We start from the raw sequence: 25,943 nt of genomic DNA, 5'->3' as shown, positions 1-25,943 counted from the left end.
CGTATTGTCAGTGAATGCGCGCGAGCCGGCTGCTTTCCATCCTTCTGCTGCTTCAGGCGCGCGGCAGGCTGACCGCACGACAGCTCGCCGACCTGCTGGAGGTGTCGGTCCGCACGATCTACCGCGACGTCGAGTCGCTGCACGCCGCGGGTGTACCGCTGTACGGGGACGCCGGGCCCGCCGGGGGTTACCAGCTCCTGGACGGCTACCGTACCCGGCTGACCGGCCTCACCAGCGAGGAGGCCGAGGCGCTCTTCATGGCGGGCATGCCGGGGCCGGCCGCCGAGCTGGGGCTCGGCGCCGTGGTCGCCGCGGCGCAGCTCAAGCTGCAGGCGGCGCTACCGCCGGAGCTGCGGGATCGGGCGGCGCGCATCCAGGAGCGGTTCCACCTGGACGCGCACGGCTGGTACTACGACGGCGACCGCTCGCCGCACCTGGCCCCCATCGCCGACGCCGTGTGGAACCAGCGCCGCATCCAGGTGCGCTACCGCCGCTGGAGGGAGCCCGCCGAGGTCGTCCGCCTGCTCGACCCGTACGCGATCGTGCTCAAGGGCGGCAAGTGGTACCTGGTGGCGCGGCGCGGCGAGCACGTCAGGACGTACCGGGTGCACCATGTGCAGGAGCTTGAGGTGCTGGACGAGACGTTCGAGCGGCCGTGCGACTTCGACCTGGCGGCCTACTGGAGGTCCTTCCTCGTGGAGTTCCGGAGCAGGCTCTACCAGGGCGAGGCGACGATACGTCTGTCTCCCAAGGGGCGCAGGCGCCTGCGCGAGGTGATGAGCAGCGCGGTGGCCGAGGCCGTGGACAGGACCGCGACGCCGTCGGGGGCGGGCCGGGACGGCGACGGCTGGGTGACGGCCGTGGTGCCCATCGAGTCGCTCGACCACGCCGAGACCGAGTTCATGAAGCTCGGGTCCCAGGTCGAGGTGCTGGCGCCGTGCGAGCTGCGCGACCGGCTGGAGGCGACGGCGCGCGAGCTGGCCGGGATGTACCTGGCGCTGTCGCCGGCAGGTCAGCCGAGCTCGTAGTCGAGGTGGTAGGAGTGCGCGCCGCCGTCGTTGACGATGCCGCCGCCCCCCGTGATGCCCTTGAGCTCGCCGGTGCCCGAGTCCGGCAGCACGGTCCAGTGCAGCGTCTGCCGGTCGCCGGCGCTGGTGGCGGTGTGGTGCAGGACGAAGGTGCCCTGGCGCCCGTGGAGGGTGCCGGTGAAGCGCTCGAACCCGCCGTAGGCGGCCGAGGTCTCCACCTGGGCGACCGCGGTCAGGATGTCGGTGCTGCTGGCGCCTTCCAGGCCGCCGTGGAACGTCTTGGTGACGCGCACCCGGCTGAGGGTGGCCCCCTCACGCTCGTCGTAGGTCTGGGGCTCCCAGCTGTCTATGGCGAAAGTGCCCTCGGCACGTGGCATGGCGGTTCTCCTCGCTGGTGGACGTGCCGTCCATCCTGGCCGGTGAGGCTGACAGCCTGTGACAGGTACGCCGCGAGATTCGGCCGCCCGGGCGGTCAGGTGACGAACGGCGAGTCCTTGCCGTACGCGCGGGCGATCTGGGCGGCGCTGGCGCGCAGGGGGTCGACCATGTGGGGCAGCTCGCGCGCCCGGCGGGAGGCGAGCACGATGCCGAGGGCGGCGATCGGGCGGCCGTCCACGATTATGGGCGCCGCGGCCGAACAGGATCCGAGCGACATCTCCTCGTAGGTGAAGGCGTACCCCTGGGAGCGCACCGAGGCCAGCTCGCGGGCCAGACGCCCGGGTTCGATGATGGTGTGCGGGGTGGGCCGTTCCAGCCTGCGTTCGAGGTAGGAGGTGATGAACCAGCCGGCCTCGTGCGCCAGCAGGGCCTTGCCGACGCCGGTGGGGTGCATGGGCAGGCGCGTGCCGGTGCGGGAGACGATCGGCACGGCGCGGCGGCCGTGGACCTTGTCCACATAGAGCACGTCGAGCCCGTCGCGGACGGCGAGGTGGACGTTCTCTCCCGTGGTCGCGTAGACCTCCTGGAGCCATGGGTGGGCGATCTCGGGCAGACGTCCCGCGGCGAGGTGGCCGATCTCCCACAGGCGCAGGCCGATGCGGTAGCGGCCGTCCTGGGCGCGGGTGAGGGCCTGGGACGCCTCCAGCTCGCCGACCAGGCGGTGGGTGGTGGTCAGGGCGACGCCGCTGCGCCGGGAGATCTCACTCAGCGTGAGGCCGAGGTGGTCGCCGTCGAAGGCGCGCAGGATGGCCAGCACCCGGGATGTCACCGAGCGTCCGGGTTCGCGAGACCCGCCCGCCACGTCAGCCCCCTTTCCTATGCGTGAAACCAGCAGGGCCGGCAGTCTCACCTGCCCTGATGCGTCCACAGGTCGTCGTCCACATGCTGTGGATATTTTGCCTCTAGTTTCCACTGAGCGGAACCGGAAGCTCGTGACCGGGCCCCTTCGCCCGGATGCTTCCCTGTATGCGAACACAGGTGGGGATCGTCGGGGCGGGTCCGGCCGGTCTCCTGCTCTCCCATCTGCTCCACCTTCAGGGCATCGAGTCCGTGGTGCTGGAACTGCGCAGCCGCGACTACGCCGAGAAGCGGGTGCGCGCGGGGGTGCTGGAGCAGGGGACCACGGACACGCTCGTGGAGGCGGGCGTGGGCGAGAGGCTGCTGCGCGAGGGCCTTCCCCACGAGGGCATCGAGCTGAGGTTCGGCGGCGCCGGGCACCGCATCGCCTTCGAGAAGCTGGTCCCCGGCCACGTGATCACCGTGTACGGGCAGCAGGAGATCGTCAAGGACCTCATCGCGGCACGCCTCGCCGCCGGCGGCGACGTGCGGTTCGAGGTGGACGACGTGGCCCTGCACGACATCGACTCCGACCGGCCGTACCTCACCTTCGGCGGCGAGCGGCTCGACTGCGACTTCATCGTGGGCTGCGACGGCTTCCACGGCGTCTCACGGCCGTCCATCCCCCCGGGTGTGCTGACCACGTACGAGCGCGAGTACCCCTTCGCGTGGCTCGGCGTCCTCGCCAAGGTGCGGCCGTCCGCCGACGAGCTGATCTACGCGAGGACCGAGCGGGGCTTCGCCCTGCACAGCATGCGCTCCCCCGAGATCAGCAGGTTCTACCTCCAGGTCTCCCCGGACGAGGACCTCGCGGCGTGGCCGGACGACCGCGTCTGGGACGAGCTGAGGACCCGGCTGGAGACGGTGCCGGGCTTCACGCTGACCACGGGCGAGATCCTCGACAAGGGCGTGACCCCCATGCGCGGCTTCGTGGCCGAGCCCATGCAGTACGGCCGCCTCTTCCTCGCCGGGGACGCCGCGCACATCGTGCCGCCGACGGGCGCCAAGGGCCTCAACCTGGCCGTCGCGGACGTGCGGGTGCTGACCCGGGCGCTGGCCCACTGGTACGGGACCGGTTCGGCCGACCTGCTGGACGGGTACTCGCGGGCGTGCCTGCGACGGGTGTGGCGGGCGCAGCACTTCTCCTGGTGGATGACGACGCTGCTGCACACCTTCGACACCGACGACTCCTACGCCCGGCGCCTGCAGACCTCCCACCTGGAGTACGTGACCTCGTCCGACGCGGCCGCCCGGACGCTGGCCGAGAACTACGTGGGCCTCCCCTACGAGCCGGGCGACTGACCCCGGCGGGCCCCACCGCACCGAATCCGCGAAGGAACACGCATTGAACATCCATCCCCCGTACCTCAGCCCCGCGTACCGCAGCACGATCCTGCGGGCGCCCGCGCACCCGCTCGTCATGCCGAAGCTCGGGCCCGACGCGATCGAGCTCACCGGGCCGGTCTTCGGGCACGAGGAGGTCGCCCCGCTTGACCACGACCTCACCCGCCAGCACGCGGGCGAGCCGATCGGGGAGCGCATCATCGTCACCGGCCGGGTCGTGGACTCAGGCGGCCGCCCGGTCGCCGGCACGCTGGTCGAGGTCTGGCAGGCGAACGCGGCGGGCCGGTACGCGCACAAGGGCGACCAGCACCCCGCCCCGCTGGACCCGAACTTCACCGGGGCCGGGCGGTGCATGACCGACCACGAGGGGCGGTACCGGTTCGTCACGATCAAGCCGGGCGCCTACCCGTGGCGCAACCACCACAACGCCTGGCGTCCCGCGCACATCCACTTCTCGGTGTTCGGGACGGCGTTCACGCAGCGGCTGGTCACGCAGATGTACTTCCCCGGCGACCCGCTCTTCCCCTTCGACCCGATCTTCCAGTCCATCCCGGACGACGCGGCGCGGCAGCGGCTCGTGTCCCGGTTCGACCTGGACCTCACCGAGCCGGAGTGGGCGCTCGGCTACCAGTTCGACATCGTCCTCGGCCGTACCCCCATGGAGGCGTGATGTACGAGACCAGCACGGCGCATGTGACGCCCTCGCAGACCGTGGGCCCGTTCTTCGCCCACGCGCTCCCCTATGACCAGGACTGGGAGCTGGTCTCCGAGACGCACCCGGGCGCCATCGAGATCAGGGGACGGGTGCTGGACGGCGCGGGGGAGCCGCTGCCGGACGCGCTGCTGGAGCTGTGGACGGGCACCTCGGGCCCGCGCGGCGCCCTGCGGCGCAAGGGGGTGGGGACGTCCGGCTTCGGGCGGTGCGCCACCACGCCGGAAGGTTTTTACCATTTCCGGACGGTACGGCCGGACGGGGCGTACATGGCGCTGCTGGTGTTCGCGCGGGGCCTGCTGCGGCCGGTGTTGACGCGGATCTACCTGCGCGATGAACCCGACCCGCTGCTGGACATGCTGGAGCCCGCGCGCAAGGCGACGCTGATCGCCCGCGAGCGGTCCGAGAACGTCTACGAGTTCGACGTGCACCTGCAAGGGGAGAAGGAGACGGTCTTCCTGGGCGCCTGAGCGGCGGGTCCCCCGGATCCGGAGCCGCCGCCTCGGTGTGCTTAACCTGAAATATCAGGAGACAGGGGGATTGTGATGTCCGATCCTGCCGAGGCGAGCGTCTTCTTCGTCGGAAACGCCACCACCGTGATCCGGTGCATGGATTTCACCGTGCTGACCGACCCGAGCTTCCTGCACCGCGGCCAGCGGGCGTATCTCGGCTGGGGCATCAGCACGCGCCGCCGGACGAACCCGGCGATCGGGATCGTCCAGCTTCCGCCGCTCGACGCGGTCGTCCTGTCCCATCTGCACGGCGACCACTGGGACCGGTACGCCACCGAGGGGCTGGACAAGAGCCTGCCGATCATCACGACGCCGCACGCGGCCACGCGGTTGCGCCGCAAGGGCTTCCGCAACGCCACGGGCCTGCACACCTGGCAGAACAGCATCCTGCGCCGCGGGGACTCCACGCTGAGGATCACCGCCCTGCCCGGCCGTCACGCACCGGCGGCGGCGCGGATGCTGGTGCCCCCGGTGATGGGCAGCATGCTGCAGTTCGGCCGGGACGGCGACGTGCGCCTGCGCATGCACATCAGCGGCGACACGCTGCTGTACGACCGCCTGGCCGAGATCCCGCAGCGGTTCCCCGAGATCGACGTCGCGCTCGTCCACCTGGGCGGCACGACGATCCTCGGGGTGCTGATGACCACCATGGACGGCGACCAGGGGGCGCGCTGGGTCCGGCTCATGGGGGCCGGCGTCACCCTGCCGATCCACTACGACGACTACGAGGCGTTCGCCTCCGACCTGGACGACTTCCGCGGGCACGTCGACATGCTCGGGCTGTCGGACCGCGTCCGGTACATCGCCCGCGGCGAGACCTACCACGTCATCGGCCACCCGGCCGGGTACGGCGCCTACTGAACCGTGGGCGAGATCGAGGTCGGCACGGCCTCGTGGACCGACAGGACGCTGCTCGCCTCCGGCTGGTACCCGCCCGAGATCACGACGGCCGAGGAGCGCCTGCGCTACTACGCGCGCCACTTCCCGCTGGTGGAGATCGACTCGACCTACTACGCGACCCCGGCGGAGGACACGGCGCGCCTCTGGGCGGAGCGCACACCGCCGGGGTTCACCTTCGACGTCAAGGCGTTCTCGCTGCTCACCGGCCATCCGACCCAGCCGCGGGCGCTGCCGAAGGACCTCAGGGACGAGGTGCCGCAGGACAAGCGGAACCTGTACGTCCAGGACGTCGCCCCGGCCGTCGTCGACCAGGTGTGGGAGCGATTCCTCGCGGGGCTGGCGCCGCTGCGCGAGGCGGACAGGCTCGGGGCCGTGCTGTTCCAGTTCCCGCGCTGGTTCCCGATCGGCCGGCGCGGCAAGCAGTACATCCTGGAGTGCAAGGCCCGCGCCGACCCGCTGCCGATCTCGGTGGAGTTCCGCAACCGCACCTGGATGTCCGAGGAGAACCAGGCCGAGACGCTGGACTTCCTGCGCTCCTACGGCGTCCCGTACGTCTGCGTGGACATGCCGCAGGGCTACCCCGACTCGGTCCCCCCGGTCGTCGCGGCCACCTCCCGCCTGGGGATCGTCCGCTTCCACGGGCACAGCGACAAGTGGACCAGCCGCGACATCCACGAGCGCTTCGGCTATCTCTACTCGGAGCGTGAGCTGAAGGAGTGGGCGCCGAGGCTGCGCGAGCTGGCCGGCGAGACCGAGCGCACCCACGTGCTCATGAACAACTGCTACCGGGACCACGCCCAGACCAACGCCCGGCAGCTCGCCGCCCTGCTCGGGGACGCCGCCGCCCGGCCGCCGCCGCCGACCGAGTGATCAGACGGCCGCGACCGGCGGGGCGGCGACCGTGGGAACCCGGTCGAGCGTGATGCCGAAGTGGGTGCGGTAGGCGTCGAGGATCTCGGCGTCGTCATCGAGCACCACCTCGTCGCGCCGCCCGCCGACCGTGGTGATCAGCTTGGCGCCGCTGAGGGTGATCCGCCCGGTCTCGGTGAGCCGTGAGCAGGTCAGCGACCGCGTGAAGTGCGACTCCGGCGAGGTCTGGTGCCACCAGCAGGTCGGCAGGTAGTCCTTCAGCCGGTACGGGCGGACGTCGACGCGGTACTCGGGGTTGCCGTCCTGGTAGACGTCCAGGTAGCCCTGCTCGCCGGGGCGGACGATCCTGAACACGCCGCCCGGGTCGTGCTGGTCCACGTCGGTCACCAGGCGCAGCGGGTAGTGGGTGAAGCTGCCGTAGCCGACGTCGACGAGCCACGGCTCGTCCAGGTCCACCCGCAGCACCATGTGGTCGAACGGCAGCCCCGGCTCGCCGCCGCCGAACACCTGCGCGGCCAGCAGGGTCACGCGGTAGCCGAGCGCGGTGAGCAGCGCGCCGAGCGCGCCGTTGAGCTCGTAGCAGAAGCCGCCCCGCCGCTGGTCGACGATCTTCGCCACCAGAAGCTCCTCGTCCAGGACGACCGGCTGCCCCAGGTGGATGCTCAGGTTCTCGAACGGCACCGTCAGCAGATGCGCGTACTGGATCGCCCGCAACGCCTCCGCGTCGGGAACGTCCGGCCGCGCGACACCGATCCGCGCGAGATAACCGTCCACCCGAGATTCGTCCATCGACCCCTCCGCCTTCGCCACCCGATTCACCTTCACTCCTTCATACCGCCACGCGCCCCCTCCCCTGTACACCTCCGCGACATTCCCCCCGGAAGGCCACCGAACGTCTCGGCCTCGCCGGTCCGTCCCGCCATGAGGGGCGGGACGGACCGGTGTGGCTCGGCGGGTCAGGTGATGGTCTTGTCCGGGCGTTCGGAGATGCGGATGGCGTTGACGATCGTGTCGCCCGAGCGTTCGGCGAACCGCACGTTGAGCTGGCCGTCGGTGACCTTGACCGTGTACTGGCGCGTGGTCGCGGTGTAGGAGCCGACCTCCAGGGCCAGGTCCAGCGCGGGGATCGCGAGCTGGCCCTCGACGATGACGTCGAACACCCGCCGGCCCGGGCGGGTGTCCTTGATCTCGGCGAAGTCCAGCTCGACCGTGTACGTGCCGTTCGGCACACGGTCGAAGCGGTACTCCAGCACCCCCTCACGGGCCCGCCGGAACAGCTCCTGCTCCCCGGTGCCGGCGATCGGCCTGTTCGACGTGCTCGTCTTGGTGCCGGAGCCGACGTAGCCGGAACCGCCCGCGGTGTACTTGCGGTCGGCCGTCCAGCGGTCGCCGGCGGCGTCCGCGACGTCCTTGCCGCCGCCGGCGTCGATGGCGACCTGGTGCTTGGGCACCACGACGTTCACGGCGACCGCGATCTGCGGGTCGCGGCCGCTCGCCGAGCGCACCAGCAGCCTGCCGCTTCTGACGGTGCCCGGCTGGACTCCGGCGCTGGAGGCGGTCACCTTCAGCGCGGCCGTGCCGCCCTTGGCGAGCTGCCCCGAGGCGGGGGTCACGGTGAGCCAGCCCTGTGCGGGTTCGGCGACCACGGTGTAGGAGGTGGCGGCGCCGAGGTTGGTGAGCTGCACCGTCCCGTTCCTGGTCGTCTCGGCGGGCATGACCAGCGTCAGCTCGGCGGCCGACGCGGTCACCCGGCCGGTCGCCAGCGCGGTGTCCACCCGGCTGAGCGTCCCCGGCGTGACGGTGACCTCCTGGGTGAAGGTGCCGTAGTTCTCCTTGGACACCTCCAGCCGGTAGTCGCCGACCGGGATCTGCCCGAGCCACGTGCCGGTCTCGCCGGTGGTGTACGTGGCCACGTCGCCGACCTTGACGGTGGCCCCCGCCAGCGGCCTGCCGTCGTTGGCGTCGGTCACGGCGCCGGCCAGCAGGCCGTGGCGGCTCGCGGTGAACGTCAGCGCCCGGCCGTCCCTGACCACCGCGCTGTTGTAGGAGTACTGCAGCGCGTCGGCGCCGCCGGGGCCCTCGATGCCGATCGTGGCACTGGCGCCCGCGGCGCGCTCGGTGGCGATGTCGCGGTACCGGTAGCCGATCGAGCCGTCCTCGCCGATCAGCGCGGAGAACGTGACGCGCTGGGAGGTCTCTGAGTAGAAGCGGGCGTTGCGCCATTCCACCACGAACGTGCGCTTCGGGGGGGTGCCGAGGGTGGCGGTGTAGACGCCGGACTGCTCGTCCAGCACCAGGTCGTCCCAGTACGGGTAGAGAGCCGCGTTGGGCGCGGCGGTGGAGGGCAGGGTTCCGTTGCTCGCCGCGGTGCTGCTCGTGGCGAAGCCGAGGAAGCCGTTGGTGCTGATCCAGCCGCCGGTGTAGCCGGTGCCGTAGAAGGGGAACGTGAACGGCAGCGCGACGGGCAGGGCCACGTCGTCGCCGGTGAGCGGGTGCTTCTCGGTGCCCGCTACGAACGTGCCGGCGGTCTCGGCGCAGGTGTAGCCGAAGGTGTCCATGCGGCGCGGCAGCTCGACGTCCTTGGTGAGGTCCCCGTTCACCGTGATCGGCGTGGTGAGCGCGTCCGCGCAGCGGGAGACGGGGGTGACCTTGAGGTCGTAGGAGCCGTCGGGCACGGTGAGCCGGTAGCGGCCCGCGGCGTCGGTGACGGCGCTGACCGGGGTGCCCGTGACCGCCACCGTGGCCCCCTGCTCCGGCGCGCCCGCGGCGGTCACCGTGCCCGACACCGTCCCGGAGGGCAGCGGCGTCAGGGCGATGTCCTTGACCACGGTCTGGTCGGCGACGACGGTGACGGCGGCGGAGGCGTCCTGGTGCCCGAACTTGGCCACCGTCACCTGGTATTCGCCGGCGATGAGGCGGGGGAGCGCGTAGGAGCCGTCCTCGGCGGTGGTGGTGGTCCGGCTGACCGGGCCGCTCACGCTGAGGCTCGCCGCCGCGACCGGCGAGCCGCCCGCGGTGACGGCGCCCCGCAGCCCGCCGAGGTCCCCGGCCGGCGCGGCACGCACCGCGGCGTACGCGTCCAGGCGGCCCTCGCCCCAGATGTTGTTGTCGTCGGCCGTGCCGCCGCAGCGGGTGTCGTCGACGTCGATCGCGGTGTCGTCGAGGAGCGTGCGGGTGGCCGCGATGTCGCCGCGCACGGCGGGGGAGGCCGACCAGATCAGCGCCACGGTCGCCGCCAGGTGCGGGGACGCCATCGAGGTGCCCGAGCCGGAGGCGTACCCGCCGGGGATGGAGGAGCGCACGTTCACGCCCGGCGCGGCGATGTTGGGCTTGAACTCGCCGTTCTCACCGTAGCCGCGCGTGGAGAAGCCGGCGATCGCGTTGTTGACGTCGAAGGCGCCCGCGCTGTAGCTGGAGACGTACTGGCCGGGGGAGTCGCTGGAGTCGCATCCGGCGCCGGTCACGTTGCCGTTGGCGAAGGCCGGGAAGATCCCGGCCGCGACCCACGCCTCGACGATCTCCTTGTACCAGGGGTCGAAGCCGGAGCCGCCCCACGAGTTGTTGACGATGTCCGGCGCCAGGTCGGGGCGCGGGTTGCGGCCGTTCAGGTCGGTGGGGGCGAGCATCCATTGGCCCGCGGCCAGCAGCGAGGCGTCCGAGCACTCGTCGGTCTCGCATCCCCGGGCGGCGATCCACCGGGCGCCGGGGGCGACGCCGATCGCGTTGGCGCCGCGGTCGTCGCCGACCATGGTGCCCATGGTGTGGGTGCCGTGGCCGTTCTCGTCGCACGGCGCCGCGCTCGGGCAGGATCCGGAGGGGTCGTACCAGCTGTAGTCGTGGTCCACGCCGCCGCCGGGCAGCCTGCCGCGGTACTGGCCGGCCAGCGCGGGGTGCGTGTAGTCGACGCCGCTGTCGATGCCGGCCACGACGATGCCCTCGCCGCGCGTGCCGAGTTCGCCCCAGACCTGCGGGGCCCGGACGCGGTCGATGTTCCACTCGACCGCGTTGACCTTGGCGACCTCCTTGCCCGGCAGGGGCTCGGGGAGCTTGGTGACGCGGGTGGGGTCGATGCGGCGCACCTCGGGCAGCCGGGCGATCTCGTCGGCCAGCTTGGCGTCGCCGGTCACCCGGACGGTGTTGGAGATCCAGTACGGGGTGAACTCGGCGGACTCGGCGGTGAGGAGCCGGCGCAGGCCCGCCTGGGAGGAGGTGGCGTGCTCGGTCTTGGCCTTGAAGACCTGGGCGGCCTTCTGGGCCTTTGTCCTGGCCTTGCGGGCGGCGCCGAGGTCGGCGTCGCTCTTCAGGCGTACCCAGAAGGTGGCCTTGCCGTCGGCGGCCAGGTCGGCCGCGACGGCTTTGTCGATCTTGTCGGGTTCCGGCGCGGCCTGGGCCGCGCCGTGGGGGAGCATCAGCGCAAGGGTGGCGAGCGCTCCTGTCAGAACCGTTCGCCAGTGCCGGGGTGTGCTGGACACACGTTCTCCTTCACGCCGGGCGGGCGAGCCGCCTGGGAGAGTGGCGTGGGCATCAGGCGATCTTTACAGCCCACGTGGAGAATCGTGAATAGATCTTGTGTGCTTTGCAATGGTTGGAGCCGTCATAGTGCGATATGTCATCTTGTTTTGCATAGATTGCCGCGTTGACGTATCACTCTGACCTGAGGATTTGTGCTGCTTTTTCGGGATATTTCACCCGCCACGCTGGGGCGTCACCGCGCCGGAACCCGGCGCGCGCGTTCGATGTCCGGGCCACGGTAGAGGCGCTCGGGAATCGTCGACAGCCTGGACGGGTGCACCTGCGGGCCCAGACCGTACAGCTTCTGGAAGCTCATGATCAACGGCCGCCACGCGTCGGGGTCGATACGGTTCTCGGTCCCCGCCACCCTGATCTCCTCGTGCACGTACACGCGCTGCACGCGCACCTCGAAGACCACGACGCCGCCGCGCTGGTCCTCGTCGTCCTCGGCCATCCGATGCGTGCCCTCCACGACCGCCTCCATGCTCACCGGGCACTCCGCCACCCTCGGCGGGGCCACGGTCTCCGACGGCACCGTGGTGAGGCCCGCGCGGCCGAACTTGTCCGCCACGAACCGGTAACCCCGCTCCCACTTGCGCGGCGGCACCGGGTCGGACCCGGTGGTCAGCGCCAGCCGGTCCACCGCCGCCGCGAGCGCGTCGGAGGGCAGGTTCAGGACGCACTCGCGGGTTCTCAGCATGTTCTGCGCCGTCTTCAAGTGGGCCCCGAGGCCCAGCATCGCCCGCCAGCCGAGCCAGAACGCCGACGACATCGGCGCGAGGTTAGCCGATCCGTCCTCGTTCGCCGTGGAGATGAGGACGACCGGCGTCCCGAAATAGAGGATCCCAGGCTCGATCGGGACATGCGATGGAGTGGTCATGGACCGCAGTCTCACACCGGCCACCGCACCGGACCGGCGGCGAACGGACCTCGCATTTCCCTGTACGGGCCCGTTGATCCGGGCGACCATGGGCGGGGCAGCGAGAGCCATAGGTCCTAGGAACCGCCCGGATCAACGGGCACGCTGGGGGTACGGCGAAGGGAACACCCGCCGTGACAGGAGGACGAGATGGACACCAAGGGCGGCAAGCGGCCGGCGCGCAGGCGGTGGGAGGACTTCTCCCCGCGGCAGCGGGCCGCGATCCTCGCGCTCGCGTCCGTCGAGCTGGCGCTCACCTCCACCGCGGTGGCGGACCTGTGGGCGCGCCCGGCCGGTCAGGTGCGCGGGCGTAAGGCGTTGTGGTGGCTCGGCGTCTTCGTGCAACCCGTCGGGCCGATCGCGTACCTCACCCTGGGACGCCGGCGCTGACCGGGCGCCGGCGGCGTTTCGAGGAGCGGACGATGAACAGGCGGATCATCCTGGCGGCCGCCCTGGTGCTCGCCGCCGGGTGCGGCACGACGACGCCCCGGGCGACCGGCACGGCGACGGCCCCCGGCCCCACCGTGACCGTCACGGCGTCCGCCGAGGAGCCCACGGCGTCCCCGGCGAACCCCACGACGTCCCCGGGCGGGCCGACGACGTCGCCCGGGGCGCCCTCCCCCGGCGAGTCGCGGCTCGTGGCGGGGCGCTACCAGCCCCTGTGGCCGTTCTCCGGCCCCGCCGAGGTGCGCGCCTGGCAGGCGTCCTACCGGGCGGGCGGGCACCAGCCGTGGCACCTCGACGCCCGGCGCACCGCGCTGGCGTTCACCCGGGACTACCTCGGGTTCCGCGACCTCGACCGCGCCATGCCGGCCAAGGTCGAGGGAGCGCACGCCCGCGTCCGGGTCGGCTTCCTCAGCGAGGAGCGCCCGCTGCCGATGAGCGCCGCCACCGTGCACCTCGTGCGCTACGGCCAGGGGCCCGACGCGCCGTGGGAGGTGGTCGGCACCGACGACACGACGCTGACGCTCACCACGCCCCGGTACGGTGCCGGCGTACGCCCGCCGGTGAAGGTCGGCGGCCGGATCACGGGCGTGGACGAGAACATCCGCGTCAAGGCGCTCCAGCCCTGGTCGGAGCGGAGCCTGGGAGAGACGGACGGCCTTCCCGCCGGAGGGGACAGGCGGCCCTGGTCGACCCGGCTGTCCTTCACCGCGCGACCCGGCCAGACCGTGACCATCGTGGCCTGGACCGGAGGGCACATCGCCGACGTCGAGCTCTTCGCCGTCACCGGCGTCACGGTATCCGCCGGCCGGTCCTGAAAGCACACGTGGCGCCGCGCCGGGCCGCCCGGAACTGTCGGTCGTGTGGTCTACCTTCTCAAGCGTTGACGAGGAGGTCGCATGTACCGTCAGGGAGACATCCTGATCCTGCAGGTCACCGCCGAGTCGGTGCCCGCGCGTCTTGAGTCCGCGCCCCGGGACGCGCGCGGCCGGCTCGTTCTGGCGCTCGGCGAGGCGACGGGCCACGCGCACGCCGTCCCGGGCCCCGGCACGTTGCTCCTGAGCCGCGCGTCCGGGCTTCCCGAGTTCCTCCATCTGCCCGACGGCGGGCGGCTGGTGCACGAGGAACATGCCACCATCTCGCTGCCGAAGGGGTGGTTCCGCGTCGTGCGGCAGCGCGAGTACGTGCCCGGCGCCTACCACCGCTACGTCGCCGACTGAGGGCGCCGGTTCTCCAGGCACGCCGTCTCTCCCCCACGACAGCCAAGGAAGCCCATGAGCACCCCTGTCCTGCACCCCCGGGTGGCCGCGCACCTCGCCGACGCCGCGGCCGAGTGGGATCTCGCCGCGCACGCCACCGGCCCGGCGGACCGGTCCGCCGCGGAGGAAGGCGTCCGCGCCGCGTACCACGCGGCCGGGCTGCGGGAGCCGCGGCAGATCATCTGGTTCGCCTCCCCCGCGCAGGCCGCGACGGCCGCCGTCGTCCTCTCCGGCGGCGCCGAGGCGCGTGCCGCCGTGCGCGGGTCCGCGCTCCTGCCGCCCGCGCTCCTCGAACTGAACGCCGGCCCGCTCGTCCGCGACCTCGTCAGGTCCACCCCGTGGGAGAAGGTCCGTGCCGAGGCCGCCTCCGCCCTCACGCCCACGGCCTGGGCCGCCGCGTGGGAGTTCGTCGGCGCGGGCTTCTGGCCGCAGGTCAACCGGCTGGTGGGCGAGATCAGACGCGGCATCGGCCGCCTCACCGGCGAGGCCGGGCCCGCCCCCGCGCGCACCGCCGCGTCCCACGTGCAGCGCGAGCCGGATGACCCGGTCGAGGGCCTGCTGCGCCGTGCCACCCTGGACGCCGTGCTCGGCCAGCACGACGCTCCCTGGCTCGCGTTCTTCGACGGCCTCGCGCGGGCCTCGCTGATCGACATCGCCCCGCTCGACGGCGTGTTGCGGGTGTCGCGGGCGGCGGGCTGGTGGTGGCCGTTCGAGCACGTCGTGCTGATCTGTGAGCGGCCGGCCGAGCTGCGCCGCGACGATCTCGGCCGCCTGCACCACGCCGTGGGCCCCGCGCTGGCCTTCCCGGACGGCTTCGGCCTGCACGCCTGGCACGGCATGCCCGTCCCGGCGGGCTTCGGGGCCACCATGGCAGACCTGTCCCCCGCGGCCATCCGCCGGCAGGACAACGCCGAGCTGCGCCGCGTGATGCTGGAGCACTACGGGCTCGACCGTTACCTGCGGGAGTCCGGCGCCGACGCCGTCCACAAGGACGACACCGGGGTGCTGTGGAAGGCGGACCTCGCCGACGACGAGCCCCTCACCATGGTCGAGGTGGTGAACTCGACCCCCGAGCCGGACGGCACCTACCGCACCTACTTCCTCCGGGTCCCGCCGTGGGTGACCACCGCCCGCCAGGGCGTCGCCTGGACGTTCGACATCCCGGCCGAGCAGTACCAGCCCCGCCGGCAGACCTGATCACCGCTTTCGACGGCCGGCCTGGGGAGCCGGTCACGACGGCCAGGTGGCGGGCACCCGTTCCAATAGGCCGCCCGCGAAGGTGCGGTACAGGTCGAGCGGTTCCAGGTGGACATATCCGATATGGCAGTCGCACACCGGGAGCGGGCACGGGCGGGGACGGAGCGCGCGCAGGGCGGACCCGTCGTACAGGTTGCCGATGGTCTGGGGGACGAAGTGGCAGCGCCGCACCGTGCCCTCCCCGTCGACCGACACCACGCTGTGGCCGGTCCGGCAGGGCAGCCCGAGGCTCCGGTGCGGCGTCCTGCTGTAGCCGAACAGCGGGTCGATCCGCGTCCAGACGGCGGCCTCCTCGTCGGTGTAGACGTGCCCTTCGGCGGCGTTGACCCACAGGTACACCTCGGCGGGCAGCTCGGCCCGCAGGCGCCTGGCCGGCGCCAGGTGGCCGGGGAGGCCGACCACGCCCACGCTGAAGCGGACCCCGCGGCCGTGCAGCTCGCGGCACTTGGCGAGGAACCGGTCGTACGTGACCTGGCCGGGGTGGTAGGTGACCCAGAGCGCCAGCGTGTCGAGATCGGCGTCGGCGAGCCAGGCCAGACGGGTGCTCAGGTTGGTCTGGGCGGCCACCCGGCGCACGTGGGGGAGGCGGCTCAGTTCCACCATCGCCGTGCGGTACCACGATCTGACGAGCCCTTCGCCCCACGGCGTGAACAGCACCGAGATCGGAAAGTCCTGCGCGGCGACCCAGGTGGTGAAACGCGTCAGCGCGTCCCGATCGGCGCGCAGCCGGGCGGGACTGTCGCGACGCTTCGCGAAGGGGCAGTACGCGCAGTCATAGTCGCAGCTCGCCAGCGGCCCCCGGTAGAGGATGGTCAGCTCGGGTGGTCTCGGCCCATCGCCCGCAGCGTCAGCGCAGGTCATAGGACCCCATCAGCTCGCGGACCCGAGGAGAGAAGAGGGCGGGGCCGATGGCGTCGGAGTGCGCGAGCCCTTCGGGGGTCAGTCTGACGCGCGCCGAGTCCTCCTCCACCCAGTGGCGCGCGGCGAACGGCTCGAGAGGGAAGTCGTCGAGGACGTCGGCGCGGAAGCGCTCCTTGTAGAGGGCGCGGTCCAGCCCTTCGGCCTGCAGCAGGGACTGGATGAGATGGCGGCGGCGCCGTTCCGCGTCGTCGAGGGCGAAGCCGACGTTGGCGACGGAGAACGCGCCGCGCGGCAGCCGTACGAACTCGTCGATGATCGCGCGGACGTGGCGCACGCTCACGGCGTACTCGAAGGAGTAGTGCAGCCGGGAGGTGTAGGACCGCGCGCCGCAGCCGAGGCCGACCATGCCGTCGGTCTGGCAGCAGTACTCGGTGCCCGACGCGTCGCCCGGCAGCCGGAACATGCGCATGGAGACCTGTTCGTACCCGGCGGCGAGCAGGTGGTCGCGTCCTTGACGGTAGAGGCCGAGCCGCTGGTCGTCCCAGTCGTGGCCGCGCAGCCCAAGTCCGGTGAGCGGGCGGACGTACAACGGGTAGAGGTAGATCTCTTCGGGCCGCCAGGCGAGGGCGGCGTCGAGGGAGCGGCGCCAGGTGGCCGGGGTCTGGCCGTCGATGCCGTAGATCAGGTCGATGTTGAGCGTGGGGAACCCGGCCGCGCGGATGGCGGCCAGCGCGGTCTCGACCTCGGCACGGCGCTGGGGGCGTATGGCGGCCCTGGCCTCGGCGTCCACGAAGCTCTGCACGCCGATCGACACGCGTGTGGCGCCGCGCTCGGCGAGCACGGCCAGGCGGGCGGGCGTGGCGGTGGCGGGCGAGGTCTCGACGCCGAGCGGGACGGACGCGAAGTCGACGCCCATGGCTGCCTCGGCGAGGTCGAGCAGCCGGGCGAGCTCCGCGGCCTCCAGGTAGGTCGGCGTGCCGCCGCCGATGGCCGCGGTGGCGAACCGCGCGGCGGCCGGCAGGGCCTCACGGGTGACCTCGGCCTGCCGCCGGAGCGCGTCGAGGTAGGAGGCCACCAGCTCGGCGGGCGCGCCGGTCCTGGTGAAGAGGTTGCAGAACCCGCACCGCATCTCGCAGAAGGGCACGTGCAGGTAGAGGAAGAGGGCGTCGGTGCGCTCACCTTCCCAGACCTCCCGCAGCGTCGGGCGCGGGTCGAGCGGGCGGTAGGCCGTCTTGTGCGGATAGGCGTAGACGTACCCCTCGTACGGCCTCACGTCCACTCCCCCTGCCGCAGCACGAATTCGCCGTAGGGAACCGTCCAGACCACCTCATGACCAATGCGATGACCGACATATCCGTCTTCGCCGTAGGCGGTGCCGTGGTCGGAGCAGACGATCGCCAGGCACGGCCGCCGCGCGCACATGAGGGCGAACAGGCGGCCGATGTGCCGATCGACGTACCGCAGCGCGGCGGCGTGCGACGCGCGCGAGTCGCCGGTCGCCCCCGGCAGGTGGAAGTGGTTCGGCTGGTGCAGCGCCGACACGTTGACGAGCAGGAACACCGGCTCGTCACGGTCTCGCACCGCCCGCTCGGCGCAGGAGATCTGCTCGTCGAACGACGTGGGGGAGGTGACCCCGAACGACGGCCGCCAGTGCGACTCGGTGAACAGCGACGGCAGCGCCGAGCCCAGGGGCGTCAGCTTGTTGAAGAAGCCCACCCCGCCCACGCACACCGTGTGATAACCCGCCTTGGCCAGCCCGCCGGGCAGGTCGGCGGCGTCGAAGACCCAGGTGCCCGCGGTGGTGGTCTCGCTACCCGGGAACGCGGCGGCGAAGAGCCTCGGGTGCGGCCCCGGGCCGGCGGGAGTGGGCAGGAACCCGGCCAGCATCGCCGCGTGCGCGGCGTAGGTGAAGCTGCCCGGCGCGTGCCGCCGCTCCCACGCGCCGCCGGGCAGCACGCGGGCCAGCGTGGGCAGCGCTCCCTGCTCAAGCTGCTCGGCCGCGACGTCGTAGCGCAGGGTGTCGAGGGTGACCAGTAGAAGATCGTGCGTGCCGACGATCGCGCCCATGTCCCTCATGCCGCGGCCCGGGGCGCTAGGACGTGCGCGACCTGCGCGGCGTACGTGTCGAGCCCGCCGGCGCCGCTCTCGGGCAGCCCGGTGAGCCGGGGGAGCAGGTCGCCGAACGCGTTGACCTCGGCGACCGCGAGACGCCGCCACGTGATGCCGATCATGAGATCGACCCCGACCATGACGGAGCCGGGGAAGCAGGCCGCCGCCCGCGCGCAGACGCCCAGCGCCTGCCGCCACCCGGCCGCGCCGAGCCGGGCCCGCACCTGGTCGAGGTCGCCGCGGGCGCCGCCGAGGTGCAGGTTCGTCATCGGCGTACGACTGGAGCGCACGACGGCGTGCGTCGGCCGGCCGCCGACCACGACGACGCGGAGATCGAAAACCTGCCCGCCCACGGATGCCTTGGGGAACCAGCGCTCCACGTGCAGCCCGTCGGGCGCGAGCGCGTCGACGATCGCGGCCACGTCGGCCTCGTCGTCGTAGGCGCGCACGCGAAGCGAGTTGTGCAGCTCAAGGGCGGCGCCGCGGCGGGCCAGCTCGACGGACGTCGTCGCGTTGACCTGGGACCTTCGCACCTGGAGGGCCAGGATGCCCGAGGCGGACGAGCCGTGCGCCGGCTTCACGAACACCCGGTTCCAGCCCGAGGCGGCCATGAGCTCGCGCAGGTGCGCGTAACCGGTGACGGGCACGGGCAGCGCGGCCGCGACCGGCACGCCCGCGGTCAGCAGGCGGGCGTGGCAGCGCCGCTTGTCGAACATCACGGCGATCTCGCCGACGTCCCCCAGCAGCCGCGCGCCCGGCGTGCCGTCCACCGCCCGGCGGACGCGCTCCAGGCCGCGGACGAACGCGGCGTGCCAGGCCGCGCCGCCACCCACGCGGGTGGGCGCGCCGGGGCCGCGCAGCAGACGGTCCGCCTCGGCGTCCTCCCCCGGCGAGTCGACGCGGACCAGCGCCCCTTCGGGCAGGCGGAGCTCGGCCCCGGCGAGCACGTCGCGCCAGGCGACGACGGACGGCTCGGGCAGGCCGCGGGCGCGCAGGGCCGAGGCGAACATGGTCACCCGCCGATCGCCCGGCGTGCCGACGACCACGAACGGCCCTGCCCCGTCGGCGCCGGGCACGGTCACTCCGACACCTCGATGAACCGCCACTCGCCGTCGTGCTCCTGCCGGTCGGACAGGTCGACCTCGACGCCGGGGAACGCGCCCTGGAGCTTGGCGGACATCTCCACGGTCAGGAAGTGGTGGCGCAGGTTGAGCCGCTTGAGGTGGGTGAGCGGCTGGCCGGACAACAGGGACTCGGCGCCCTCGTCCGTCAGGACGCCCATGGACAGGTCGAGGGACTCCAGCCGGGCCACGATCGGCGCGGTGGCGACGGCGGCGGCCACCTCGTCCTGCCGCGAGCTGTCCTGCAGCCCCAGATGCTTCAGCGCCGGCAGACCGGCGCCCGCGAGGATCGCCGCCCAGTCGTCGGGCCCGGAGTCGCCGTTGTAATGCTCCTCGCCGAGCCAGAGCTCAAGGTGGCGCAGCGCGGGCAGGGAGGAGGCGCCCACGGCGCGCACCACCGCGGCCGGCAACCCGCCCGACTCGAAGCGGAGCGTCTCCAGCACGGCGTGCTCGACGGGCCGGAGCTCAAGGCCGTCGCTGCCACGCACGTCCAGGCGCTTCAAACGGGGGTAGGCGGCCAAAAGGGGCGTCACGTCGCTCTGCCCGATCCAGGAGATCTCGGACTCCTCGCTGACGTAGTCGCCGAGGAAGATGGCCTCCAGCGCGGGGAGACGGGGAGCGGCCTCCACGAGCCACCGGACCGGCACGTCGGCCCGGTCGTCGTCGTGCGCCCACCCCCACGTCCCCACGACGATCGCCCGCACCGCGCCACAGTCGACCTCGTCGAGCAACCGCTGAAAACTGGTGGCGATGTCCTCGTCGTCTCCGTAGGGATCTCCGGAGACGCACCAGGCGGCCTGCGCGGCGGGCGTGTCGTCCTCACCGACGGAGCGGACGGGCAGGCCGTGGTACTCGGTGAGATGCTCGTGGATCACGTGGACTCCTCAGCAAGGCGGGGGAGTCCATGTCTAGCAGCCACCACCGACAGTCCCGAACCCCCGGGAGCGGCAGCCGGGCGGGCACGCACATGACCAGTTCATCGGACGTGCAGACGACTCCCGCCCGATGAACTGGTCGCGCGGTGGCGAGTGAACGCGCTCAGCACCCATGAATTTCACGCCGACGAATGCGGCAGAAATTCGATCGCCCATCGTACGCTCGGACGATTCTAATTCGTCGCCCGCTCGGCGGCGTCCCAAGCGGTCTGATACGCGGCGACGAGCCATTGGTCAACCCGCCTCATGTCCGGCTCGTCGGGCAGACCGCACACCGGGATCAACCGCTGGAGCTTCTCCTCCAGTTCGGCGGCGATTTCGAGCACTTCCTCCTTCGTGTGCCGGCCCAGGCGGACCTCGACGATGAAGGGCCGCCACGGCTCGGGCATCGGCAGCGTGATCCGCCCGGTCTCCAGCAACTCCACGCCCTGCACACCGAGGCGGAGCATGTGCCCGGCGAACTTGGTGTCATAGCCGAACTGAGCGATCAGTTCCGGGCGGTTGGTTCGCTTGCCGTCGGGGTGGTCGATCATGCGATCCCGCTGCGACCGCAGGTACCCGAGGAACCGATGCCCGGCGTGCCGGGACAGGACGAGACCCGGGTCGGCGCGCAGCCGGCGGCCGAGCTCGGTCACGGAGACGATCTCGGACTCCGGGACGAAGAGCGGCAGCAGCACCGTCGGGTTGCCGGTGACGGCCAGGCGCATCCACTTGCGCAGCGAGTAGACGGTGAGGTCCAGGTCGCCGGGCCCGGACCGCACGCCCTCCGGCTGCGTGCGGAACACGTACTGGTCGAACCGGCGCAGGCCGATGACATAGTCCGGCGGCTCCAGGCAGACGCCCATCTCGTCGCGGTCGTCGGTGCCGACGATGGCGGTGCCGTGCACTCCGGAGCCGACCTGACACCGCAGAATCGTCAACTCGTCGGCGATGGCCCGAAATTCCGGCCTGGAATGCTTGACCCAGCTCACGGCCACATCCTCGCTGTTCGTTCGACGTCGACGTACGCGAAATTCGTCCTCGCTGCGCGCCCCTGACCAGCCTTGAGCCTCGCTCCCCGGCCTCCGGTACCGGCCTGGCCCCGAACACGCACAGGCAAACATTCACCACGACCGCAGGATCACCGTCAAGCGACTTTTCCTCCACACGGTTCGGAAAAGCGCACTCCCCATGGCCGCGACGATGGCAGCAATCCGGCGATATCTGGCTGTTATCGCGATTGTTTGTAACGGCGGCCCGCTGTCAGGATCAGGGCGGTGGGCATTCGCCCGTCACCGTACTCAAGTAACCGGGGGCTCACATGAGAGGGATCAAGGTCGCCTTACTCGCGGGAACGGCTGCCGTGTCGCTGCTGGCGATCGCGCCGTCCGCCTACGCCGCCCCGCCCACGCCGTCTCCGGCTCCGGCCGGCAAGGCGGAGTCGTTCGCGGCCGCCGACGACGCCGACCTGCAACGAAAGATCGACAAGCACATCGCCGCCTACGGGGGACGGCAGCAGGGCAAGAACCAGATCGTCTGGGAGTCCCCCGCGGACACGTCCAAGGTCGGCGGCAAGGTGGTCATGACCTTCCCGCTGCCGAAGAGCCGCGGCGCCGTCTCCGCCTACGCCAGAACCCCCTGCGACCCCGGCTGGTACTGCGCCTACGAACACGCGCTGTGGGACCGCGAGGGCGGCGCGATGCTCGCCTTCTTCAACTACGGCACCTACAACCTGGAACCCATCGGCTGGGACTACCGGATCAGCGCCTTCGAGAACAACCAGTGGGACAACGCCTGGGGCTCCCTCAACGGCTACAACTCCTACCCTTCCCGAGCCTGGGCCAAGGCCGACTACGTAGACAGCCACTACAACGACCAGGCCCTCAGCATCACCCTCGCCCCATAACCCACACCCGCCCCTGCCGAGACGATCAAAGGCCGCTTCCCGATCGGGAAGCGGCCTTCTCGCATAGTGGTCGCTGTCGCAATGAAACAGCCCCGGACGGAGAACCGTTCGGGGCGTTGGACTGGTGGGGCTACCAGGACTTGAACCTGGGACCTCTTCCTTATCAGGGAAGCGCTCTAACCGTCTGAGCTATAGCCCCGTGTGGGTGACCAGAAGACTATCGTCTTCGCTGGGCGGAGGCGAATCGTCTGTCTGACACGGGAAAGCTTACCGTGCTCTGGGGGGCTGTGTGTCAACGGGACGGAGTCGTTACCCGGGGGGGCGGGGCACGGGCGGGTGGGGGCTGGGATGTCGTCGGGTGCGGGGTGTGGGTCTGGCGGGGCACCCGACGACATCGTTGGCCGGTGGTTATTCGGCCTCGCTAAAGGTCACTTCTACGCCGCCGACCAGGTCGGAGGCGACGTTGTAGATGACCGCGCCGAGGGTGGAGAGGGCGGTGATCAGGACCACGTTCACCGCGCCGAGCAGGGCGGTGTAGCCGAGGATGCGGACCGGCTCGAACCACGACTTGATGTCGATGCCGCTGCTGGTCTTGCCGTCAGGAACGGTGAGCTGCGTGACGGTGTTCACGATCGAGTCGAAGACGCCGAGCGCGGACAGCACGCCGTACAGGACCGCGACGGCCACGAACAGGACCACGAAGCAGACCAGGGAGACGACGAAGCTGAACTTCATCGCCGACCACGGCTCGACCCGGCGCAGGACCAGGTGGGCCTTGCGGGGGGCCTTCAGCGGCGCGGGCTTGCCGTCGCGCTGCTCCGAGCGGCCGACGATCGGGTCCGGGGTGGCCAGCGCGGAGACGTTGCCGAGGCCGTGCGGCTTGGCGCCGTCCACGGGGCCGGCGGCGGGCCTGGCCGTGGCGGCCGGACGGCCCCCAGGGCCGGACGCGGCGGGGCCTCCAGGACCGGCTGCAGGGCCGCCGGGACCTGGGGCTCCGGGACCGCGACCGCCCGGAGCGGGGCGGGGACCGGCGGGTGAGGAGCCCGTGGGCGGCAGGGGCGCGGACGGAGGCTTCTGGGAAGGCCGCGTCGGGCCGCCGCCCGCCCCGTCGGGTGCGGGCGACCACGAGTTGTCGGGCATGGAGGACGACCGGATGCGCATGGTGTCCCGGCCCTCGTTCTCGGCGGGGCCGCCCTTGCCGCCGGTCTGGCCGTCGCCGGCGGAGGCCGCCGCGTCGTCACTGGTCACGACCACAACTGTTTCATCCGCCTGGTCGGACGCCGCGCGGACTTTACCGGGAGCATCCGGGCTGTTCACGCTTTCTGTTACCTGGTTGCGCGTCGATGAGTTCACCGAGGACGCGGGCCTGGCGCCCTTGGTCGCGGTGGTGCGCTTGCGGTTCTGTGTTCCCGGAGGTTTGGCGGAGCCACCGGAGTTCGACTGTGGGCTCATTCGGCGTCATCTCCCCCGTTGTCCCCGTTTTCCTCGGTGTCCAGCGACTCGGCGTTGCGGGCGAGGGCGACCACGCTATCCCCCTCGGACAAGTTCATCAGGCGCACTCCCATGGTTTGACGGCCGGACTGCTTGATCTCGCCCGCGCTCGTACGGATCACCCCACCGGCCGAGGTGATCGCGAACACCTCGTCTTCGGGACTGACCATGACTGCTCCGACCAGCTTGCCACGGGCACTGACAATCTTCGCAGTCAGTACACCCTGCCCGCCTCTGCCTTGTACGGGATATTGATCCGCGGGTGTCCGCTTCGCATACCCTCCTTCGGTCGCGATAAGCACGTCGGCGCCGTCGCTGACGACGTTCATCGCGAGAAGTTCGTCGCCGTCGATGAACCGCATGCCGATCACGCCGCTCGTGGCCCGGCCCATGGGACGCAGGGCCTCGTCGGAGGCGGTGAACCTGATCGACTTCGCGCCGCGTGAGACGAGCAACAGATCGTCGTCCTCGGAGACCAGCCGCGCGGCGATCACCTCGTCGTCGTCGCGGAGGTTGATGGCGATGAGGCCGCCGGACCTCGGGGAGTCGTATTCGGCGAGCCGGGTCTTCTTCACCAGGCCGCTGCTGGTGGCGAGCACGAGGTACGGCGACACCTCGTAGTCGCGGAGATCGAGGACTTCCATGACATGTTCGTCGGGCTGCATGGCGAGAAGGTTCGCCAGATGCTGGCCACGGGCGTCACGGCCGGCGTCGGGCAGTTCGTACGCCTTGATCCGGTAGACGCGGCCCTTGTTGGTGAAGAAGAGCAGCCAGTGGTGCGTGGTGGTGACGAAGAAGTGCTCGACGATGTCGTCCTGCCGGAGCTGCGCGCCGCGTACACCCTTGCCGCCGCGCTTCTGGGCGCGGTACTGGTCGGTCCTGGTGCGCTTGGCGTAGCCGCCGCGGGTGATCGTGACGACCATGTCCTCTTCGGCGATGAGGTCCTCGATGGACATGTCGCCGTCGTAGGCGATGATCTCGGTCTTGCGCTCGTCGCCGTACCGGCTGACGATCTCGCCCAGCTCGTCGGAGACGATCTGCCGCTGCCGGGACTCCGAGGCCAGAATCTCCTGGTAGTCGGCGATCTGCGTGATGAGGCTGTCGTACTCGTCGATGATCTGCTGGCGCTCCAGGGCGGCCAGCTTGCGCAGCTGCATGTCGAGGATGGCCTGGGCCTGGATCTCGTCGATCTCCAGCAGCTCGACCAGGCCGCCGACCGCCTGGGCCGCCGAGGGCGACCGGCGGATCAGGGCGATGACCTCGTCCATGCGGTCCAGGGCCTTGAGCAGGCCGCTGAGGATGTGGGCGCGCTCCTGGGCCTTGCGCAGCAGGTAGCGGGTACGCCGGACGACGACCTCGATCTGGTGGGCGACGTAGTGCTTGACGAACTGGTCGAGACGGAGGGTCCTCGGGACGCCGTCGACCAGGGCCAGCATGTTGGCGCCGAACGTGGTCTGGAGCTGGGTGTGCTTGTACAGGTTGTTCAGCACGACCTTGGCGACCGCGTCGCGCTTGAGCACGATGACCAGGCGCTGGCCGGTGCGCGAGGAGGTCTCGTCGCGGACGTCGGCGATGCCGGAGACCTTGCCGTCCTTGACCAGCTCGGCGATGGTGAGCGCGAGGTTGTCGGGGTTCACCTGGTACGGCAGGGCGGTGACGACCAGGCACTGGCGGCCCTTGGGGTCCTCCTCGACCTCGACGATGGCGCGCATCGTGATCGAGCCGCGGCCGGTGCGGTAGGCGTCGTCGATGCCGCGGCGGCCGACGATGAGCGCGCCGGTGGGGAAGTCGGGGCCCTTGATGCGGGCGATCAGGGCTTCCAGGAGCTCCTCGTCGGAGGAGTCCGGGTTGTCCAGGCACCAGCGGACGCCCTCCGCGACCTCACGCAGGTTGTGCGGCGGGATGTTGGTCGCCATGCCGACCGCGATGCCGGCCGCGCCGTTGACCAGGAGGTTCGGGAACCGGGACGGCAGGACGACCGGCTCCTGGGAGCGCCCGTCGTAGTTGGGCTGGAAGTCGACGGTCTCTTTGTCGATGTCACGGAGCATCTCCATGGCGATCGGCGCGAGCCGGCACTCGGTGTACCGCATGGCGGCCGCCGGGTCGTTGCCGGGGGAGCCGAAGTTCCCCTGGCCGTCGACCAGCGTGTAGCGCAGCGCCCAGGGCTGGGCGAGCCGCACGACGGTGTCGTAGATCGACGCGTCGCCGTGCGGGTGGTAGGAGCCCATCACGTCGCCGACGACGCGGGAGCACTTGAAATATCCGCGGTCGGGGCGGTACCCGCCGTCGTACATGGCGTAGAGAACACGCCGGTGCACGGGCTTGAGGCCGTCACGGACGTCGGGAAGCGCCCGGGACACGATGACGGACATCGCGTAGTCCATGTAGCTGCGCTGCATCTCGGACTGGATGTCCACGGGTTCGATGCGGTCAGCGGGGGTCCCCGGCGGGACGTTGACTTCAGTCACGGGTGATGTGTCCTTTTACGAGATGAGCGAGATATGTCCGT

At 71.3% G+C, this 25,943-nt stretch carries 24 protein-coding genes and 1 tRNA gene; 11 read left to right on the top strand and 14 right to left on the bottom strand.

Going from position 1 to position 25,943, the window contains the following annotated elements; translation table 11 throughout:
- Nucleotides 1-14: 14 nt before the first annotated feature.
- On the top strand, nt 15-1,028 hold the full coding sequence (locus BJ982_RS07415) for a helix-turn-helix transcriptional regulator (protein WP_184877778.1): 1,014 nt from the start codon (nt 15-17) through the stop codon (nt 1,026-1,028).
- Here BJ982_RS07415 and BJ982_RS07410 read toward each other — a convergent pair.
- Together BJ982_RS07410 and BJ982_RS07405 are read right to left on the bottom strand one after the other, a co-directional pair.
- Complete coding sequence (locus tag BJ982_RS07410; RefSeq protein ID WP_184877777.1) at nt 1,013-1,405, bottom strand: DUF3224 domain-containing protein; 393 nt, start codon at nt 1,403-1,405, stop codon at nt 1,013-1,015. The genes BJ982_RS07415 and BJ982_RS07410 overlap by 16 nt on opposite strands.
- A gap of 95 nt (nt 1,406-1,500) precedes the next feature.
- On the bottom strand, nt 1,501-2,268 hold the full coding sequence (locus BJ982_RS07405) for an IclR family transcriptional regulator (RefSeq protein WP_184877776.1): 768 nt from the start codon (nt 2,266-2,268) through the stop codon (nt 1,501-1,503).
- Nucleotides 2,269-2,432: 164 nt separating this feature from the next.
- Here BJ982_RS07405 and BJ982_RS07400 point away from each other — a divergent pair, with 164 nt between their 5' ends.
- The 5 genes from BJ982_RS07400 (at nt 2,433) to BJ982_RS07380 (ending at nt 6,641) form a co-directional block, all read left to right on the top strand.
- Nucleotides 2,433-3,605 carry a 4-hydroxybenzoate 3-monooxygenase gene (locus tag BJ982_RS07400; protein WP_184877775.1) on the top strand — a complete coding sequence of 391 codons (1,173 nt, stop codon included), beginning with the start codon at nt 2,433-2,435 and terminating at the stop codon, nt 3,603-3,605.
- A gap of 43 nt (nt 3,606-3,648) precedes the next feature.
- Complete coding sequence (gene pcaH / locus BJ982_RS07395) at nt 3,649-4,317, top strand: protocatechuate 3,4-dioxygenase subunit beta (RefSeq protein ID WP_184877773.1); 669 nt, start codon at nt 3,649-3,651, stop codon at nt 4,315-4,317.
- Nucleotides 4,317-4,829 carry a protocatechuate 3,4-dioxygenase subunit alpha gene (gene pcaG, locus BJ982_RS07390; RefSeq protein WP_184877772.1) on the top strand — a complete coding sequence of 171 codons (513 nt, stop codon included), beginning with the start codon at nt 4,317-4,319 and terminating at the stop codon, nt 4,827-4,829. Before pcaH ends, pcaG begins: the two co-directional genes overlap by 1 nt.
- Nucleotides 4,830-4,904: 75 nt before the next feature.
- The gene (locus BJ982_RS07385) at nt 4,905-5,732 is read left to right on the top strand and encodes an MBL fold metallo-hydrolase (protein ID WP_184877771.1); all 828 of its coding nucleotides are present in this window, start codon (nt 4,905-4,907) and stop codon (nt 5,730-5,732) included.
- Between the two features lie 3 nt (nt 5,733-5,735).
- Nucleotides 5,736-6,641 carry a DUF72 domain-containing protein gene (locus BJ982_RS07380; protein WP_184877770.1) on the top strand — a complete coding sequence of 302 codons (906 nt, stop codon included), beginning with the start codon at nt 5,736-5,738 and terminating at the stop codon, nt 6,639-6,641.
- Here the strand turns inward: BJ982_RS07380 and BJ982_RS07375 are convergent, their stop codons facing one another.
- The 3 genes from BJ982_RS07375 to BJ982_RS07365 all read right to left on the bottom strand — a co-directional run bounded on the left by BJ982_RS07375 (nt 6,642) and on the right by BJ982_RS07365 (nt 12,033).
- Nucleotides 6,642-7,430, bottom strand: a complete 789-nt coding sequence (locus BJ982_RS07375) for an arylamine N-acetyltransferase family protein (RefSeq protein WP_184877769.1) — start codon at nt 7,428-7,430, stop codon at nt 6,642-6,644. It lies immediately after the preceding gene.
- 167 nt (nt 7,431-7,597) lie between these two features.
- Complete coding sequence (locus BJ982_RS07370; RefSeq protein ID WP_184877768.1) at nt 7,598-11,113, bottom strand: NIDO-like domain-containing protein; 3,516 nt, start codon at nt 11,111-11,113, stop codon at nt 7,598-7,600.
- 233 nt (nt 11,114-11,346) lie between these two features.
- Nucleotides 11,347-12,033 carry a flavin reductase family protein gene (locus tag BJ982_RS07365; RefSeq protein WP_184877766.1) on the bottom strand — a complete coding sequence of 229 codons (687 nt, stop codon included), beginning with the start codon at nt 12,031-12,033 and terminating at the stop codon, nt 11,347-11,349.
- Nucleotides 12,034-12,222: 189 nt separating this feature from the next.
- Between BJ982_RS07365 and BJ982_RS07360 the strand changes: the two genes are divergently transcribed.
- From BJ982_RS07360 to BJ982_RS07345, 4 genes are all read left to right on the top strand, one after another.
- Entirely contained in the window at nt 12,223-12,462 is a 240-nt protein-coding gene (locus BJ982_RS07360) for a PLDc N-terminal domain-containing protein (protein WP_184877764.1), read from the top strand.
- A 32-nt stretch (nt 12,463-12,494) separates the two neighbouring features.
- Entirely contained in the window at nt 12,495-13,334 is an 840-nt protein-coding gene (locus BJ982_RS07355; RefSeq protein WP_184877762.1) for a hypothetical protein, read from the top strand.
- A gap of 81 nt (nt 13,335-13,415) precedes the next feature.
- Entirely contained in the window at nt 13,416-13,736 is a 321-nt protein-coding gene (locus BJ982_RS07350; protein WP_184877760.1) for a DUF8820 family protein, read from the top strand.
- 54 nt (nt 13,737-13,790) lie between these two features.
- Nucleotides 13,791-14,972, top strand: a complete 1,182-nt coding sequence (locus BJ982_RS07345) for a DUF6745 domain-containing protein (RefSeq protein ID WP_239122956.1) — start codon at nt 13,791-13,793, stop codon at nt 14,970-14,972.
- A gap of 33 nt (nt 14,973-15,005) precedes the next feature.
- On the opposite strand, the gene BJ982_RS07340 is transcribed toward BJ982_RS07345, so the two are convergent.
- The 6 genes from BJ982_RS07340 to BJ982_RS07315 all read right to left on the bottom strand — a co-directional run bounded on the left by BJ982_RS07340 (nt 15,006) and on the right by BJ982_RS07315 (nt 21,029).
- Complete coding sequence (locus tag BJ982_RS07340; protein ID WP_184877757.1) at nt 15,006-15,893, bottom strand: STM4011 family radical SAM protein; 888 nt, start codon at nt 15,891-15,893, stop codon at nt 15,006-15,008.
- Nucleotides 15,880-17,166, bottom strand: coding sequence for an STM4012 family radical SAM protein (locus tag BJ982_RS07335; RefSeq protein WP_239122957.1), 1,287 nt, complete (start codon nt 17,164-17,166; stop codon nt 15,880-15,882). Before BJ982_RS07335 ends, BJ982_RS07340 begins: the two co-directional genes overlap by 14 nt.
- The gene (locus BJ982_RS07330; RefSeq protein ID WP_184877753.1) at nt 17,163-17,960 is read right to left on the bottom strand and encodes an STM4013/SEN3800 family hydrolase; all 798 of its coding nucleotides are present in this window, start codon (nt 17,958-17,960) and stop codon (nt 17,163-17,165) included. The genes BJ982_RS07335 and BJ982_RS07330 overlap by 4 nt, the downstream gene beginning before the upstream one ends.
- A 5-nt stretch (nt 17,961-17,965) precedes the next feature.
- Entirely contained in the window at nt 17,966-19,084 is a 1,119-nt protein-coding gene (locus BJ982_RS07325; RefSeq protein WP_184877751.1) for an STM4014 family protein, read from the bottom strand.
- A complete protein-coding gene (locus tag BJ982_RS07320; RefSeq protein WP_184877749.1) occupies nt 19,081-19,998 on the bottom strand; it encodes an STM4015 family protein in 918 nt (305 codons plus the stop codon). The genes BJ982_RS07325 and BJ982_RS07320 overlap by 4 nt, the downstream gene beginning before the upstream one ends.
- Before the next feature lie 233 nt (nt 19,999-20,231).
- Nucleotides 20,232-21,029 (bottom strand): DNA polymerase beta superfamily protein, encoded by a 798-nt coding sequence (locus tag BJ982_RS07315; protein ID WP_239122958.1) that lies wholly within the window; start codon nt 21,027-21,029, stop codon nt 20,232-20,234.
- Between the two features lie 329 nt (nt 21,030-21,358).
- Between BJ982_RS07315 and BJ982_RS07310 the strand changes: the two genes are divergently transcribed.
- Entirely contained in the window at nt 21,359-21,943 is a 585-nt protein-coding gene (locus tag BJ982_RS07310; protein WP_184877745.1) for a hypothetical protein, read from the top strand.
- Between the two features lie 122 nt (nt 21,944-22,065).
- Here BJ982_RS07310 and BJ982_RS07305 read toward each other — a convergent pair.
- From BJ982_RS07305 to gyrA, 3 genes are all read right to left on the bottom strand, one after another.
- Nucleotides 22,066-22,142: transfer RNA gene (locus BJ982_RS07305), tRNA-Ile, on the bottom strand.
- Nucleotides 22,143-22,351: 209 nt separating this feature from the next.
- Complete coding sequence (locus BJ982_RS39060; RefSeq protein ID WP_239122959.1) at nt 22,352-23,191, bottom strand: DUF3566 domain-containing protein; 840 nt, start codon at nt 23,189-23,191, stop codon at nt 22,352-22,354.
- A gap of 200 nt (nt 23,192-23,391) precedes the next feature.
- Nucleotides 23,392-25,902 (bottom strand): DNA gyrase subunit A, encoded by a 2,511-nt coding sequence (gene gyrA, locus BJ982_RS07295; protein WP_184877743.1) that lies wholly within the window; start codon nt 25,900-25,902, stop codon nt 23,392-23,394.
- Between the last annotated feature and the right edge of the window lie 41 nt (nt 25,903-25,943).

Origin of the sequence: Sphaerisporangium siamense, assembly GCF_014205275.1 — a bacterium.
Lineage (GTDB): Bacteria > Actinomycetota > Actinomycetes > Streptosporangiales > Streptosporangiaceae > Sphaerisporangium > Sphaerisporangium siamense.
This window is presented reverse-complemented; position numbering and strand designations above follow the sequence as displayed.

Coding starts and splice junctions, on each gene's coding strand:
- BJ982_RS07415 (WP_184877778.1), top strand. CDS start 15: ATGCGCGCGAGCCGGCTGCTTTCCATCCTTCTGCTGCTTCAGGCGCGC.
- BJ982_RS07410 (WP_184877777.1), bottom strand. CDS start 1,405: ATGCCACGTGCCGAGGGCACTTTCGCCATAGACAGCTGGGAGCCCCAG.
- BJ982_RS07400 (WP_184877775.1), top strand. CDS start 2,433: ATGCGAACACAGGTGGGGATCGTCGGGGCGGGTCCGGCCGGTCTCCTG.
- pcaG (WP_184877772.1), top strand. CDS start 4,317: ATGTACGAGACCAGCACGGCGCATGTGACGCCCTCGCAGACCGTGGGC.
- BJ982_RS07385 (WP_184877771.1), top strand. CDS start 4,905: ATGTCCGATCCTGCCGAGGCGAGCGTCTTCTTCGTCGGAAACGCCACC.
- BJ982_RS07375 (WP_184877769.1), bottom strand. CDS start 7,430: ATGGACGAATCTCGGGTGGACGGTTATCTCGCGCGGATCGGTGTCGCG.
- BJ982_RS07365 (WP_184877766.1), bottom strand. CDS start 12,033: ATGACCACTCCATCGCATGTCCCGATCGAGCCTGGGATCCTCTATTTC.
- BJ982_RS07360 (WP_184877764.1), top strand. CDS start 12,223: ATGGACACCAAGGGCGGCAAGCGGCCGGCGCGCAGGCGGTGGGAGGAC.
- BJ982_RS07355 (WP_184877762.1), top strand. CDS start 12,495: ATGAACAGGCGGATCATCCTGGCGGCCGCCCTGGTGCTCGCCGCCGGG.
- BJ982_RS07350 (WP_184877760.1), top strand. CDS start 13,416: ATGTACCGTCAGGGAGACATCCTGATCCTGCAGGTCACCGCCGAGTCG.
- BJ982_RS07345 (WP_239122956.1), top strand. CDS start 13,791: ATGAGCACCCCTGTCCTGCACCCCCGGGTGGCCGCGCACCTCGCCGAC.
- BJ982_RS07340 (WP_184877757.1), bottom strand. CDS start 15,893: ATGACCTGCGCTGACGCTGCGGGCGATGGGCCGAGACCACCCGAGCTG.
- BJ982_RS07330 (WP_184877753.1), bottom strand. CDS start 17,960: ATGGGCGCGATCGTCGGCACGCACGATCTTCTACTGGTCACCCTCGAC.
- BJ982_RS07310 (WP_184877745.1), top strand. CDS start 21,359: ATGAGAGGGATCAAGGTCGCCTTACTCGCGGGAACGGCTGCCGTGTCG.